The following is a 15770-nucleotide window of genomic DNA, read 5'->3' as shown; positions in this document are numbered from 1 at the left end:
GTGGTTTTCGTTTACTGGCGGGTGCGCTGCGCTTACCCGCCCTACGAGATATTGGGCCTCACGTTTGACGAGATATTGGGCCTCACGTTTGATGTAGGGTGGGTAAGCGAAGCGCACCCACCGTTTTTTTCACCCGGCCACAAAACGAACGGTAAGGTAATGGTTTTACTCCGGCTAAAAAAAATCGGCCCATCAGGGCCGATTTTCCGCCGGGAGCCGGGAGCCGGGATTGCAAAGGGGGCGGCGGCGAGCCCCCTTTGCACGTTCGCGTGAGGAAAGCCTTCATACGAGGGTGACCTCAGGGCGAACGGAACGTGTTCACCGCCCTGGTATATATCATCTGAATCCCCGCCTGATGGCGGGTGCGCGTTGCTTACCCGCCCTACGGTAACGGCGGCTTTCGTTTGCTGGCGGGTGCGCTGCGCTTACCCGCCCTACACGAATCATTCACCCTTAAACATCGGCGGCGGGCGGCGGAAACGGCGCGTCAGCCACGTCAGATACATCAGCCCCAGCGCGGCCCAGATAAGCCCCATCGTCAGCGAACTCTTCTCCAGATTCAGCCACAGCACCGCAACCGTCAGCGCGCCCACCAGCGGAAGGATCAGATAATTAATCCGGTCCTTCCAGCCTTTATTGCGCCCTTCCCGCAGGAAAAAGTGATTCACCACCGAGAGGTTCACAAACGTAAACGCCACCAGCGCGCCGAAGTTAATCAGCGCCGTCGCAGTCACCAGGTCAAAAGAAAGCGCGCTCAGCGCCACGACGCCCACCAGAATCACGTTCAGCGCGGGCGTGCGCCATTTCGGGTGCACATAGCCAAAGACCTTTTCCGGAAAGACGTTATCGCGGCCCATCACATAGAGCAGGCGCGACACGCTGGCGTGCGACGCAAGCCCGGACGCCAGCGTGTTCACAAACGTACAGCAGAGGAAAACCGACTGGAACAGCTTGCCGCCCACGTAAAGCGCGATTTCCGGCAGCGCCGCGTCCGGCTCTTTAAAGCGCCCCATCGTCGGGAAAAAGAGCTGAATAAAAAACGAGGCCGCGATGAAAATCACGCCGCCGTAGAGCGCCGTCAGGAAAATTGCGCGCGGAATGGTCTTGTCTGCATCAGGCGTCTCTTCCGAAAGCGTCGTCACGGCATCGAAACCGAGAAACGAAAAACAGACAATGGTCGCTCCGGTGATAATCGGCAACAGCTGCGCGTTTTCACTGACAAACGGCTGTACCGACCAGATGGTGCCCGTTCCCTCGCCCTTATGCAGACCGTGGATCACAAGAAAAATAAACACCACGATGATGGCCACCTGCACCGTCACAAACAGCGTGTTGAAATTCGCCACCAGATTGACGCTTTTCAGGTTCGCGAGCGTCATGATGCCCACATAAAGCACCACCCAGATCCACTGCGGCACGTCCGGGAACATTGCCGAGAGGTAGAGCTTCGCCAGCAGCACGTTGATCATCGGCAGGAACAGATAATCGAGCAGCGACGACCAGCCCACCAGGAACCCCACGTGCGGGTTAATCGCCTGCTGGGCGTAGGTATAGGCGGAGCCTGCCGTCGGGAAGCGCTTGACCAATTTGCCGTAACTGATGGCGGTAAACAGCACGCCCGCCAGCGCCAGCAAATAAGAGGCTGGCACGTGGCCGTTGCTGATACCGGATACAATGCCGAAGGTGTCGAACACGGTCATCGGGGTCAGATAGGCCAGGCCCATCATCACCACCTGCCAGAGTTTGAGCGATTTGCGCAGCTGCGGACGCGCCGCGGCAACGTTGAGATCGTAGTTAATCGCCATCGCGCGTCCCCCCTTTCGTCTCTTTGATTCGTCGCGAAACAGAGGCCGGAGGGAGTCGTCGTGACGCGCGCTGAAAACGCGGATGAAGCAATGCCTCGGGCGCGGGCCCATAGTTACTGCGGCTCAGGCGGGTGCCCGCGCGCAGCGGACAGACATAAAGTGGCACCATCTCAATATCCTCGTAACGTATCCTGAACGTCGTCTGTAAACCGCTGTCGCGCGCTTATCCTTCACGCGACACCGGAAAAGCCGGCGCAACAGGCCCGGCGAGCTTTCGCCGCGGCCTTCTGTGGCGCGGCATGGTGCGTACTGAATCCGCTTTGGGTATTAACAACCTGTAGCCTGGATAACGCCCGCCTGCCATAAAGCGGGGAAAGTTTCAGGCCAGCCGTCAGGCGTTTTTCAGCATCCACTCAATTTCCGTTTCGGTGATGAGCCGCTCAAACTGGATAAGCTCGTCGTTCTTGCAGGCGTGAAACACCTCGCAAAAACGCGCGCCCAGCCGCTCGCGCATCGCCGGATGAACCTGGAATTCATACAGGGCGTCGCTCTGGCGGATAGGAAACGGCGCTCCTTCCTGCTCCAGACCGTTGCCCTCCACCGCCTCTGGCAGCGGCAAGTCGTTTTCCAGGCCGTGCACTATACCTGCAAGTACCGCAGACATCACGAGATAAGGGTTCGCATCCGCGCCCGCCACGCGATATTCCACGCGGTGGCTGTCGCGATCGCCGCAGGGAATGCGCAGCGCCACAGTGCGGTTGTTGTGGCCCCACGAGGCCTGCGTCGGGACATACATCCCCGGCTGGAAACGGCGGTAGGAGTTAACGTTTGGCGCAAGCAGCGCCATCGAGGCGGGCATCATGTCGATCATCCCGGCGAGCGCCTGCTTAAGCAGCGCGGAATCGTCACCGTCGGGAAGCGCCAGCACATTCTGCCCATTATCATCAACGATGCTGATATGGATGTGCATTCCGCTACCGGCGTGCTCTTCATAGGGTTTAGCCATAAAGGTGGCCTGCATGCCGTGTTTTTCGGCTACCAGGCGCACGAGACGCTTGAGCGCCAGCGCGTGATCGCACGCCTGTAAGACGTTATCGGTATGGTGCAGGTTGATTTCAAACTGGCCCGGCGAGGCTTCCGCCACCGCGCCGTCGGCGGGGATCTGCTGCATACGCGCCAGCTCGTCGATATCGCTTAACACATCAGCGAAGCGATCAAGATTATCGACTGAATAGACCTGGCTTTGCGTGTTGCGATCCTGAGTGCCGGGCGCGCACGGCGGCTGGAGATAGCCTTCGGCGTCACGCTGGCGGTCAATGAGATAGAACTCCAGCTCTACCGCTACCACGGGGTGCAGACCGCGCTGGCGCAGCTGCTGCCAGAGCCGGTTCAGCACGTTGCGCGGCTCAACGTCAAAGGGAGTACCATCTTCATCCTGCATGGTCAGCAAAAGCTGCCCGAGATACTCCGGGTCAGTGGCCGACGGCACCAGGCTTCCCAGGACCGGCACGCAGCGGCGGTCCGGCTCGCCGAGATCCTGCCCTAACCCCGCCTCTTCCACCACATTGCCCAGAATATCCATCGCAAAGACCGAAGCCGGGAAATAACAGCCTTTCTCGACTTTTAAAAGACCCGCCACAGGGATGCGTTTGCCGCGAAAACAGCCGTTGAGATCCGTCAGCATTACGTCGACATACTCGGTCAACGGGTAACGCTCAAGGTAGGCATTCACTTCGCGGGCAAACGCACTGGTTCGCCTCTCTTCACTGTGATGCACAAAATTTTCTACTTCCACGATATTGGTTTCCATGATTCACCGCCGTTGTTGCAGATGCCGGTCCCGCAATCAGACCGTTCGATATAATTTCCACTTTTAGAATCTAGATGCAACAGAAATGTTTTTCAAATGTTAAATCTCGTTTGAATTTTGGTTACATCGCTGCTAGATTGAGAAAATATTGAACAGAAGGCGGTGCAAACGTAGCGTTTGTGCAGAATTTAGACCAGCGCGAGAGGACAGTATGGGCATTATATTTAACAGGCCGATGATAGGCGTCGTGATGTGCAGAAACAGTATTAAGGGGCACCCAAGCCAGACGTTACAAGAGAAGTACATTAACGCCGTGCTGAACGCTGGCGGCTTGCCGGTGCCCCTGCCTCATATCGTCGCTGAGTCTGTTCTTCTCGATCAGCTACTCGCTGAACTTGACGGCATTATGCTGCCGGGCAGCCCCAGCAACGTTCAGCCGCACCTGTATGGTGAAAACGGCGATGAGCCTGCCGCCGATCCCGGGCGGGACACTCTGAGCATCGCGCTGATAGAGCGCGCGCTGGAAAGGCGCATTCCCCTTTTCGCCATCTGTCGCGGGCTTCAGGAACTGGTTGTCGCCACCGGGGGGACGCTGTATCGTCGGCTGTTTGACGAGCCGGAACTGCTGGAACACCGCGAAGATCCTGAACTGCCGCTGGACCAGCAGTACGCGCCCTCTCACGAGGTGCAGGTGGTGCCGGGAGGGCTTCTTGGCAAACTGATACCGGGCTGCAACACGTTTTGGGTAAATTCGCTGCATGGCCAGGGCGCCCGCACGCTGGGCTCGCGGCTGCGCGTGGAAGCGCGCTCGCCGGATGGCCTTGTGGAAGCCGCAAGCGTTATCGATCACCCGTTTGCACTGGGGGTGCAGTGGCACCCGGAATGGAACAGCAGCGAGTACGCACTCTCGCGGCTGTTGTTTGAAGGTTTTATTACCGCCTGTCGGGGGTTTCGGGCCGAGAAGCCCCGACCCGCCTGACGTTACTATGAAGGAAGAGACTCTATGAGCGATGTCACCCTGGCGCCGGGGAAGCGTTTAGCGCAGATCCGCCAGCAACTGGGTTTGTCGCAGCGCCGCGTCGCTGAACTTTCCGGGCTTACGCACAGCGCTATCAGCACCATTGAACAGGACAAAGTGAGTCCGGCCATCAGCACGCTGCAAAAGCTGCTGAAGGTGTACGGGCTCTCGCTGTCGGAATTTTTTGCCGAACCAGAAAAACCGGACGAACCGCAGGTCGTCATCAATCAGGAAGATTTGATTGAGATAGGCAGCCAGGGCGTCTCGATGAAGCTGATTCATAACGGGAATCCGCATCGCACGCTGGCGATGCTGTTTGAAACGTACCAGCCCGGCACCACGACCGGGGAGAGGATCAAACACCAGGGTGAAGAGATTGGCACCCTGCTGGAAGGGGAAATTGTGCTGACCGTTAACGGCCAGACGTTCCACCTGACCGCAGGCCAGAGCTATGCCATCAATACCGGCATACCTCACAGCTTCAGCAATACCTCGGCCGGGATCTGTCGCATCATCAGCGCGCACACGCCCACCACCTTCTGATAACCGTTCAGCGCGTTCGGTTGGAAGAAGACGCCGGGCGCGCCTGACACGGGCCGCATCTGACCTGAGCTAAACGGGCTTTTTTCGCCTGCGGGCTTCTGCGTCAAAAATTCAGGCGGAACCGCCGCCTTACACGCGCTAACCCTTTGTAATCACAGGAGAGGCTATGGAATTTCACGATTTAACCTACTGGCAGAATAAGGCGGCGCGGCTGACCATCGAAGGCCGGCTATTTTATCAGGGCGATTACCGGGCGGCTGCCAGCGGCGACACTTTTAGCGTACTCAACCCGGCCACCGGCGAGACGCTTGCCGAAGTGGCGCGCGGGGCGAAGCGCGACGTGGACGCCGCGGTGGCGAGCGCCCGTGCGGTGTTCGAGCGCGGCGACTGGTCGCAGGCGGCACCCGCTGCGCGCAAAGCGGTGCTCATGCGCCTGGCCGCGCTAATGGAGCAGCATCACGAGGAGCTGGCGCTGCTGGAGTCGCTCGACACCGGTAAACCGATTCGCCATAGCCTGCGTGATGATATTCCAGGCGCGGCCCGCGCGCTGCGCTGGTACGCCGAAGCGGTCGATAAACTCTATGGCGAGGTGGCACCCACCGATAACGCGTCGCTTGCGATGATCGTGCGAGAGCCGGTCGGCGTGGTGGCGGCGGTCGTGCCGTGGAATTTCCCGCTGCTGCTCGCCTGCTGGAAGCTTGGCCCGGCGCTTGCCGCCGGTAACAGCGTGGTGCTCAAACCCTCTGAGAAATCGCCGCTCTCGGCGCTGCGCCTTGCGGGGCTTGCGCGTGAAGCGGGGCTGCCGGATGGCGTGCTGAACGTAATACCGGGCTTTGGCCACGAGGCGGGCCAAGCGCTCTCGCTGCACCCGGATGTGGACGTGATGACCTTTACCGGCTCCACCCGCACCGGCAAACAGCTCCTTAAAGACGCGGGCGAATCGAACATGAAGCGCGTCTGGCTCGAAGCGGGTGGCAAGAGCGCTAATATCGTTTTCGCCGATTGCCCGGATCTCGACCAGGCCGCGGCGTCGGCTGCCGCCGGGATTTTCTATAACCAGGGCCAGGTCTGCATCGCCGGTACGCGCCTGCTGGTGGAAGCCTCCATTAAAGACGCGTTTCTGGCGCGCGTGAAAGCGCATGCGCAGAGCTTTACGCCGGGCGATCCGCTCGACCCGCAAACCACCATGGGCACGCTGATAGATGACGATCACGCCGCCAGCGTGCGCCGCTATATAGAACTTGGCCAGGCGCAGGGCGCGACGCTGTGGCTCGATGGCCGCGCGCAGACGCACCCGGCCTGCGTTGGCCCGACGATTTTTACCGATGTGGATAACCAGATGCGCGTCGCCCGCGAGGAGATTTTCGGCCCGGTGCTGGCGGTCACGACCTTTACCGGCGAAGAGGAAGCGCTGCGGCTCGCCAACGACAGCGACTACGGGCTCGGCGCCGCCGTCTGGACCAACTCGCTCTCCCGCGCCCATCGCATGGCCCGACGTCTGAAGGCGGGCTCCGTCTTTATCAATAACTATAACGACGGCGATATGACCGTGCCGTTCGGCGGCTATAAGCAGAGCGGCAACGGGCGCGATAAATCGCTGCACGCGCTGGAAAAATTCACCGAACTGAAAACCATCTGGATGAGCCTGGAGCACAATCATGACTGAACATGTAAACAGCTACTACGCCGCAAGCGCCAACCCGCATGCGCCCTTCCCGACGCTTACAGAATCACTCCAGTGCGATGTCTGTATTGTCGGCGGCGGCTATACCGGGCTTTCGTCGGCGCTGCATCTGGTGGAGCAAGGCTATGACGTGGTGCTGCTGGAGGCCGCGCGGATTGGGTTTGGCGCGAGCGGACGCAACGGCGGCCAGGTGGTGAACTCGTATAGCCGCGATATTGACGTTATCGAGGCGCGCTACGGCGCAGAAACGGCGCGGATGCTCGGCAGCATGATGTTTGAAGGCGGCGAGATAATCCGCGAGCGCATTACGCGTTATGACATTCAGTGCGACTACCGCCCCGGCGGGATGTTTGTGGCGCTGAACCGCAAACAGTATCTCGGGCTGATGGAGCAAAAGGCCAGCTGGGAGCGCTACGGCAATAACGGTCTTGAGCTGCTGGACGCCGATGCGGTGCGCGGAGAAATCGCGAGCCAGCGTTATACCGGCGCGCTGCTCGATCACAATGGCGGCCATATTCATCCGTTAAACCTGGCGCTCGGCGAGGCGGAGGCGATTCGCTCGCTCGGCGGTAAGATTTTCGAGCAGTCGGCGGCGGTGAGCATTACGCACGGCCAGCCTGCCGTGGTCAAAACCGCGCAGGGCCAGGTGACGGCGCGCTACGTGATTGTGGCGGGCAACGCCTATCTCGGCACGCGTCTTGAGCCTGCGCTCGCGCGGCGCAGTATGCCGTGCGGCACGCAGGTGGTCACGACCGAGCCGCTGGCTCCGGACGTGGCGGCGTCGCTGTTGCCGAATAATTATTGCGTCGAGGATTGTAACTATCTGCTCGATTATTACCGGCTGACGGCGGATAACCGCCTGCTCTATGGCGGCGGCGTGGTCTACGGCGCACGCGACCCGGATGACATCGACCGGCTGATTATGCCGAAGCTTTTGAAGACGTTCCCGCAGCTGAAAGGCGTGAAGATCGATTATCGCTGGACGGGGAATTTCCTGCTGACGCTCTCGCGAATGCCGCAGTTCGGGCGGCTTGAGAACAACATTTATTATATGCAGGGCGACAGCGGCCACGGCGTGACCTGTACGCACCTTGCCGGCAAGCTTATCTCCGAGGCGCTGCGCGGCGACGCCGAGCGTTTCGACGCGTTCGCGACGTTGCCGCATTATCCGTTCCCCGGCGGGCGCTCGTTTCAGATCCCGTTTACCGCGATGGGTGCCGCGTATTACAGCCTGCGGGACCGGCTGGGCGTGTGACTGGTACGCTGGGTGCGTGATTGAAACGGTGGGTGCGCTTCGCTTACCCACCCTACAAAGGAAGATAAGGTCGAATCCGGTGGTTTTGCTCCGGCTTAAAAAAATCGGCTTCGCCGTTTCGCCGCAAACACGGTGGGTGCGCTTCGCTTACCCACCCTACATCTAACGTGCGGCCCAATATCGTAGGGCGGGTAAGCGAAGCGCACCCGCCATCCAGCATTATGGAGAACGCCCTGGCCGGGTGATATATACCAGAGCGGTGAACACGTTCCGTTCGCCATAATGTTCCCTTTATATGGATGCTCGTTTTACGCGAACGTGCAAAGGGGGCTCGCCGCCGCCCCCTTTGCAATCCCGGCTCCCGGCGGAAAATCGGCCCTGATGGGCCGATTTTTTTTTAGCCGGAATAAAACCATCACCTTACCGTTTGTTTTGTGGCGGGTTAAAAAAACGGTGGGTGCGCTGCGCTTACCCACCCTACGAACCACGTGGCGCTGATGCCGCCATCACATCCATTCCTCTTCCTTTATTACACGCAAAAAAAAGCCGCCCCGTGTGGGGCGGCTGTTCTCATTGCGTGTTATCAGAAGCTGACTTTCAGCGTCACCTGGCCACCGTAGCCGCCGGTACCGGCGTCGTCGATGGTTTTGGTGTAACCGGCGCGAACGCCGAGCGTCACGTTGTCGCGGATCTGGCCGTCGATACCCACATCCAGCGCGGCGGCGGTACCGTCCTGATCCGGATTGAAGGAGACCTCGCTGCCTGCCACACCCGGCGCGCTCACGTTAACGTCGCCTTTGGAGTCAAACGTCTGGATAAAGGACGGACGCACCCACCAGCTTACCGGTGGCGGGTTGCCGCTCTCTTTCAGCGTCGCGTTGTTGCCAAAGCGCAGACCGGCACGCACCTGCTGGCTGTGACCGTCGCCGAACTGCACATCAGCAGCATCGTCGTTGCCATCTTTCAGGTTCACGCCGCGGTACTGGTATTGCACCTGCGGTTCGAGCACCAGGCCGCTGCCGATATCAAACGGCAGACCGGTTTCGAAGGAGCCCACATAGCCCCAGCCGTGCGTTTTCATACCGTCGCCATCGCGCGGGTTGGTATCGAAGTTATGACGCGTACCCTGCGCCACCACATCAACCCACCAGCCGCTCTCATGCACACCATTGACATACAGACCGGCGCTGTACGCGTCATCACGCACCGTACCCGCTTTCGATTTCTCGCTGCGCTGAACGTCGATAGCCGACAGACCTGCCGCACCGTAGATGCCGACACCCCATTCCATCGAGGATGCCTGGCCTCTCCACAAATCGCTACCGATCTGCAGGAAGGTGTAGCCGCCTTTGCTTTCCGGCGTGTTGCCGTTACGCAGATCCGCACCACCATGATCGTGGCTCAGTTGGCCTGCCTGGAAGCGCGCCCACAGGTTGCTGCCATCTTCAGACGGGCTGCGTGCCGCGTAGCGACGGCTGTCGAGCGAGCCAAGCAGCGCGCTGTCGTAGTCCATCGCCTGCGCATACAGCGAGGTGTAGAGATACATGGCTGAACGGTAGTTCTGCGGGCCGTTTTCATCGCCGCTACCGGACGCGGTCGTCAGATACCAGCTTTCGTTGCCAGCGCCCTGACGCAGGCTGTAGTTATACGCCCCCGCCTGCAGGTTGTTGGCAAGGCTGAACGCATCGTCGGTGGTGGTCGCACCGTTGATGGCACTCACAACCTGGATGCCGTCGCCGGTGGTGCGCGCACCGAGGCCACCCTGATTACGGATAGCGATGCGGGTGTTGCCGGTCGCGGTGCCGCCGTCAAGGATCAGGCTGTCGGTGGTCGCCGTACCGCCCTGGAACAGGGTGTTCAGGGTGATCGTACCGCCGTTACCTGTCAGATTAGTAACCGTCAGGGTTTTCGGAACGAACGCGCCCGTCGGTGCCTGGTAATCGATGGAGCCGCCGAGCGTCAGGTTGTCCAGCAACGAGTTGCCGGTCATCAGCCAGGTGGAGCCAGCGTCAACGGTCAGATCGGTCGGGTCAATCATACCGGTGAGCGAGGTGCCGTTGGTCAGTTGCAGCGAGGTGCCAAGCTGCGCGATAACGTCCGTCACCGCTTCGAGGCCGCTGAAGACCAGCGTACCGCTCTGCAGCCAGGTGCCGCCGGTCTGCTTCAGAATACCGCTGACGGTCAGTTTGCCGTCGCCGTCTTTGTACAGGCTGCCGGTGCCGTTGATATTCGCGGCAATGGTGTTGTCGCTCTTATCGGTGGTCACGCTCAGCTTGCCGGTATTGGTGACGTTGCCCGCGATGGCCGAGCCATCTTTCAGCGCGGTGGTGCCGGTCAGGATACCGCCATCCGCCACGTTGAGTTTACCGCCATCCTGCACCACGGTGTTGTTGGCGATACCGTCTGCTGCAACGGTCAGCACGCCGCCGCCTTCCAGCAGCACGCTGTTCGCCAGTTTATTGGCGATAGAGAACTGACCCAGCGCGTTGGTGCCGTTAACCGTTGTGTCGGTACCGGCGATAATGCCCGCGCCGCTGTTAAGATCGATGTTGGTCGCTTCGGCCGCATCCGCCACCGCCAGCATACCGCCCTGGTGAATGATGGTTTGGTCGGCGACACCGCCTTTACGGATGTACTGTACGCCGCCTTTGGTCACGGTGGTCGCGATAGCCGTACCGCCCAGCGTCACGCTCTGGCTGCCGTTTTCGCTGACGGTGGAAGACGCCACCGTACCGCCGTTATTGACGACCTGATCGCCCACCACGGTGTTGTCGATGACAATACCGCCTTCATTGACGTTCTGGATCCCGCCCGCCTTGATGATGGTCGAAATCACCGTACCGCCGCTGTTGACGTTCTGCGTACCGCCCAGATTGATGGTGGTGCTGGTCGCCGTACCGCCGGTCAACACGTTCTGAACGCCGCCGTATTCAATATTGGTATTGAAAGCCTGGCCGCCGTTGTAGATATTCTGCGCAGTGCGGCCATACAGGCTGGTGTTTTTCGCCACACCGCCGCGGTAGACGTTCTGTACCGCGTCAGCCGCGAGTTCAGCGCCGTCAGCGGTACCGCGCACGTTCTGTACAGAGCCGTTAATCAGCACGGTATTCTCAGCCGTAGCGCCCGCGCCGATGTTCTGGACAGCGCCGGTATCCATACTGGTGTTCACGGCGCGACCGCCGCTCAGCAGGTTTTGCTCGCCGCCGCGGTTATTGGTTTCGGTAACCACCGCGCCGTTGTAGACGGTCTGTTTCGCATCGTCGTTCAGCCAGGTTGAGGTGACGTTCGCGCCTGCATACACGCGCTGTTCGCCATTCTCATACAGTTCGGAGCCGACAGAAGTCCCGTAAACATCCATCACGCCGTTGTCGAAGACCATCGTCACGTCCGCCAGAGCGTCTTTGTTCACGCGCTGGTAGCCGTTGTTTTGCAGAATGGTCACGATGGAGTGGCCGTCCACAATCTGCGTGCCTTCCACCGTTGTCATATCGGTGGTGCCGCCGGTAAAGACGTTTTCTCTGCCGCCCGTGGCGATGGTGCCGCCGTAGGTGTAACCGCCGGAATTAACGTTCTGAACGCCGCCTTTCTCGACACGGGTGTCGAAGGCTTTACCGCCGCTGCCGATGTTCTGCGTGCCGCCCAGCAGACGGGTCGCCAGCGCCTGCGCGCCGTTGTTGACGTGCTGCTCGCCGCCGTTCATCACGGTAGAGATAGCGACCGCCGAGTTAGCCAAAATCTGGGTGCCGCCGGCGTTAATCACGGTGCTGCGCGACCAGCCGTACGGGTCGACAATCTGCTGCCCGCCGTTGTTAACAACCGCGTCGAACGACTGACCATCGACGCGCTGGACGCCGCCGCTGTTGACCAGCGTGCCTTTCGCGTGACCGCTCGCCATGATGAGCTGCACGCCGCCGTCGCTGATGCTGGTGCCGGACGCGGTGCCTTCAACCAGCTGCGTGCCGCCGCCAAAGACGGTGCCGTCAGACGCCGCGCCGCCCAGTTTCACGTGCTGGACGCCGCCGCTGTGAACGATAGAGCCCGCCGCCAGACCGCCCACATTCACGATTTGCAGACCGCCGTCGTTAATGACAGCCGAAATAGCCGTGCCGTCAACGGATTGCGTGCCGCCCTGGTTGATTTGCGCGTCCACCGCTTTACCGGTTTCCTGCACGAGCTGCGTGCCACGGTCGCCAATGCTGGTGCCGGACGCTGTCCCCGCCACCACCTGGGTGCCACCTGCGAAGATTTTCGCAGTAGACGACGCGCCGCCTTTGTTGATGTGTTGCAGGCCTCCGCTGGTGACGATAGATCCGCGCGCCAGGCCGCCGTTGTTGATAATCTGCGTACCGCCATCTTTCACGACCGCGGACGTCACGGTACCGTCGACGCTCTGTACGCCGCCGCGGTTGACGTGAGTATCGTTCGCCATGCCGGTTTTGGTGACGAGCTGAACACCGCCGTCGCTGATGCTGGTGCCGGACGCCATGCCCGCGACCACCTGAGCGCCGCCGCCAAAGATAACGCCATCGGATGACGCGCCGCCGAAGTTAATATGCTCCAGACCGCCGCTGTTAACCGTGGTGGCACGCGCCAGACCGCCGCTGTTGACAAGCTGAATGCCGTCTTTATTCACGACCGCCGAGGTGGCCGTGCCGTCAACGCGTTGCAGACCGCCCGCGTTCACCAGCGATGCGAAAGCCAGACCGCCGGTTTTCACATGCTGAATAGCGCCCTGACCGATAACGGTACGACCCGCCGTACCGGAGACCGACTGAATGCCGCCGAGCAGCACGGAATCTGACGCTGCGCCGCCCAGTTTCACATCCTGAACGCCGCCGCTGCGCACCACGGCGCTGTTGGCATGGCCGCCGTTCTGCACCAGCTGTACGCCGCCGTCGTTGATGGTCGCGTAGTTGGCGGTACCATCGACATTCTGCAGACCGCCGCTGTTAACGGTCGCGCTAACCGATTTACCGGTCGCTTCGATATGCTGCTCCGCACCAGCATCGATCTGGGTATTAGACGCAGTGCCCGCGAGCTGCTGCACGCCACCAAACAGATGCGCGTCGGCAGAGGCGCCGCCCACGGAGACGTGTTGCAGACCGCCGCTGTTGACCTGGGTGTTTTTCGCCAGACCGCCACTGTTAACAATCTGGGTGCCGCCGTCTTTGACGATGGCGGAAATTGCCGTGCCGTCAACAGCCTGAGTGCCGCGATTGTTGATTTGCGTGCCGGTCGCCTGGCCTGTCACCTGCACCTGCTGCGAGCCGCCGTCGTTCACGCTGGTGCCGGATGCGTTGCCGGAAACCTGCTGGATGCCGCCGCCGAAGACGACGCTGTCAGAGGCGGAGCCGCCTTCTGCCACATACTGCAGGCCGCCGCTGTTGATCGCCGTGCTGTCCGCTTTGCCGCCACGGTTAACGAGCTGGATGCCTTTATCGTTGATGGTGGTGGTTTTTGCAGTACCGTCGACGCGCTGCAGACCGCCTGCGTTAATGAGCGTGCCGGAGGCATTCGCGCCCACCTGCACATGCTGCACGCCGCCGTCGCCGATAATGGTATCGCCCGCCGTACCCGCCAGTTGCTGGGTGCCGCCAAGCAGGATGGAGCCTGAGGCCGCGCCGCCGAGTTTCACATCCTGCACGCCGCCGCTGCGCACCACGGTGCTGTTGGCGTGGCCGCCGGTCTGAATCAGTTGGGTGCCGCCGTCGTTCACGGTGGCGAAATTCGCGGTGCCGTCCACGTTCTGCAGGCCGCCGCTGTTGACCGTCGCGCTGACAGAAAGGCCCGTCGCTTCGATATGCTGTTCGCCGCCAGCGTCAATCTGCGTGTTAGACGCGGTGCCCGCGAGCTGCTGCGTGCCGCCAAAGAGATGCGCATCGGCAGACGCGCCGCCGAGCGACACATGCTGCAGGCCGCCGCTGTTGACCTGGGTATCTTTCGCGAGACCACCCTTGTTGACGATCTGGGTGCCGCCCTCTTTCACCACGGCCGAGATTGCCGTGCCGTCAACGGCCTGGGTACCGCGATTGTTGATCTGGGTGCCGATCGCTTTACCGGTCACCTGCACCTGCTGGGAACCGCCGTCATTTACGCTGGTGCCGGACGCCATGCCGGAAACCTGCTGAATACCGCCGCCAAAAACGGTGCCTTCAGAAGCCGCACCGCCCTGGGCGATGTATTGCAGACCGCCGCTGTGAACCGCGGTGTTGTCCGCAAGGCCGCCGCTGTTGACCAGCTGGATGCCTTTGTCATTGATGGTCGTGTCTTTCGCGGTCCCGTCGACGCGCTGCAGGCCGCCTGCGTTAATCAGCGAGCCGGACGCCGAACCGCCGGTTTTCACATGCTGTACGCCGCCATCGCCAATGATGGTGCCGCCCGCGTTGCCCGCGAGCTGCTGCGTGCCGCCGAGAAGAATGGAGTCAGACGCCGAACCGCCGAGGGCCACGTCCTGAATGCCGCCGTCGCGCACCACGGTACTGTTGGCATGGCCGCCGGTCTGCACCAGTTGCACACCGCCGTCTTTGATAGTGGCATAGTTGGCCGTGCCGTCGACATTCTGCAGACCGCCGCTGTTGACCGTCGCGCTCACGGAAAGCCCGGTCGCTTCGATATGCTGCTGTGCACCAGCGTCGATCTGGGTGTTTGACGCCGTACCCGCCAGCTGTTGCGTGCCGCCGAAAAGATGGGCATCGGCAGACGCGCCGCCAAGCGACACATGCTGCAGGCCGCCACTGTTCACCTGGGTGTTTTTCGCAAGGCCGCCACGGTTGACTATCTGAGTACCGCCGTCTTTGACGATGGCGGAAATCGCCGTGCCGTCAACGGCCTGGGTACCGCGATTGTTGATTTGCGCATCGCGGGACTGACCACCAACCTGGACCTGCTGGCTGCCGCCGTCGTTGATGCTGGTGCCGGACGCAGTGCCGGAAACCTGCTGAATGCCGCCGCCAAAGATCACGCCATCAGAGGAGGAACCGCCCGCGCTGACATACTGCACGCCGCCATTATTAACGGTGGTGTTACGGGCATAACCGCCGCGCTCCACCAGCTGATGGCCCCCGTCGTTGACCACGGCGGAGATGGACGTGCCGTCAACCGACTGCGTACCGCCATTATTGATAATGGTGGTGGTTGCCGTGCCGCTCGCCTGTACATGTTGCTCGCCGCCATTGCCGACGACGGTATGCACCGCTGAACCGGCTACCTGCTGTACGCCACCCTCGAGAACAACCGTTCTCTGCGCCTGGCCATCTTTTTCCACGAACTGCAAACCGTCATTGATGACAGTGCCGTTCGCCACGCCCTGCTGGCGAACAATCTGAACGCCGCCATCATTCAGCGTGGTTTTCTGTGTCAGCCCGCCTGCAACAATCTGATTGCCCTGCGCACCGATAATATGATTTGTCGTCGTCCCGCCGACCAGAACCTGCTGGGTGCCGTTCTGCACCAGCTCATCCTGTACCGACGAGGTGACATCGGGCGTGAACGCGAACGCGCCGCCGCTGGCAAGCGAACTCCCTACCGCTGCCGTCAACAACACCGCCCCGCTGGCGCGTTTGCCCTTCGCTCGCGTGAGCTCGGAGACCACAATAAACGCGCGCTGGACTTCACTCCACACCAGCCGGTAACTGCAATTAAGACTTCTCTTCATA

7 protein-coding genes are annotated in these 15770 nt (G+C 61.0%); 4 read left to right on the top strand and 3 right to left on the bottom strand.

The window, feature by feature from the left end:
* Window positions 1–443: 443 nt before the first annotated feature.
* The gene (locus tag ACUW6V_RS07720) at window positions 444–1805 is read right to left on the bottom strand and encodes an APC family permease (protein WP_454038196.1); all 1362 of its coding nucleotides are present in this window, start codon (window positions 1803–1805) and stop codon (window positions 444–446) included.
* Window positions 1806–2196: 391 nt separating this feature from the next.
* Window positions 2197–3615 (bottom strand): glutamine synthetase family protein, encoded by a 1419-nt coding sequence (locus tag ACUW6V_RS07715; protein WP_012124971.1) that lies wholly within the window; start codon window positions 3613–3615, stop codon window positions 2197–2199.
* Window positions 3616–3826: 211 nt separating this feature from the next.
* On the opposite strand from ACUW6V_RS07715, the gene puuD reads away from it, so the two are divergent.
* The 4 genes from puuD to ACUW6V_RS07695 all read left to right on the top strand — a co-directional run bounded on the left by puuD (window position 3827) and on the right by ACUW6V_RS07695 (window position 8115).
* Window positions 3827–4594 (top strand): gamma-glutamyl-gamma-aminobutyrate hydrolase, encoded by a 768-nt coding sequence (gene puuD, locus ACUW6V_RS07710; protein ID WP_105579957.1) that lies wholly within the window; start codon window positions 3827–3829, stop codon window positions 4592–4594.
* Window positions 4595–4618: 24 nt separating this feature from the next.
* Window positions 4619–5176 carry an HTH-type transcriptional regulator PuuR gene (puuR, locus tag ACUW6V_RS07705; RefSeq protein WP_004386885.1) on the top strand — a complete coding sequence of 186 codons (558 nt, stop codon included), beginning with the start codon at window positions 4619–4621 and terminating at the stop codon, window positions 5174–5176.
* Between the two features lie 166 nt (window positions 5177–5342).
* On the top strand, window positions 5343–6842 hold the full coding sequence (puuC, locus tag ACUW6V_RS07700; protein ID WP_105579958.1) for an aldehyde dehydrogenase PuuC: 1500 nt from the start codon (window positions 5343–5345) through the stop codon (window positions 6840–6842).
* Window positions 6835–8115, top strand: coding sequence for an NAD(P)/FAD-dependent oxidoreductase (locus tag ACUW6V_RS07695; RefSeq protein WP_087599943.1), 1281 nt, complete (start codon window positions 6835–6837; stop codon window positions 8113–8115). The genes puuC and ACUW6V_RS07695 overlap by 8 nt, the downstream gene beginning before the upstream one ends.
* 583 nt (window positions 8116–8698) lie before the next feature.
* Here the strand turns inward: ACUW6V_RS07695 and ACUW6V_RS07690 are convergent.
* Window positions 8699–15769 (bottom strand): AIDA repeat-containing protein, encoded by a 7071-nt coding sequence (locus ACUW6V_RS07690; protein ID WP_454038195.1) that lies wholly within the window; start codon window positions 15767–15769, stop codon window positions 8699–8701.
* Between the last annotated feature and the right edge of the window lies 1 nt (window position 15770).

The sequence above is a fragment of the Cronobacter sp. 153480017-3 genome, from assembly GCF_053627815.1.
Note: the sequence above shows the minus strand (reverse complement) of the source record. Positions and strands in the feature narration are given on the sequence as shown.

Excerpts from the sequence above, each read along its gene's own strand:
- ACUW6V_RS07720 (WP_454038196.1), bottom strand. The coding sequence starts at position 1,805 with ATGGCGATTAACTACGATCTCAACGTTGCCGCGGCGCGTCCGCAGCTG.
- ACUW6V_RS07715 (WP_012124971.1), bottom strand. The coding sequence starts at position 3,615 with ATGGAAACCAATATCGTGGAAGTAGAAAATTTTGTGCATCACAGTGAA.
- puuD (WP_105579957.1), top strand. The coding sequence starts at position 3,827 with ATGGGCATTATATTTAACAGGCCGATGATAGGCGTCGTGATGTGCAGA.
- puuR (WP_004386885.1), top strand. The coding sequence starts at position 4,619 with ATGAGCGATGTCACCCTGGCGCCGGGGAAGCGTTTAGCGCAGATCCGC.
- puuC (WP_105579958.1), top strand. The coding sequence starts at position 5,343 with ATGGAATTTCACGATTTAACCTACTGGCAGAATAAGGCGGCGCGGCTG.
- ACUW6V_RS07695 (WP_087599943.1), top strand. The coding sequence starts at position 6,835 with ATGACTGAACATGTAAACAGCTACTACGCCGCAAGCGCCAACCCGCAT.
- ACUW6V_RS07690 (WP_454038195.1), bottom strand. The coding sequence starts at position 15,769 with ATGAAGAGAAGTCTTAATTGCAGTTACCGGCTGGTGTGGAGTGAAGTC.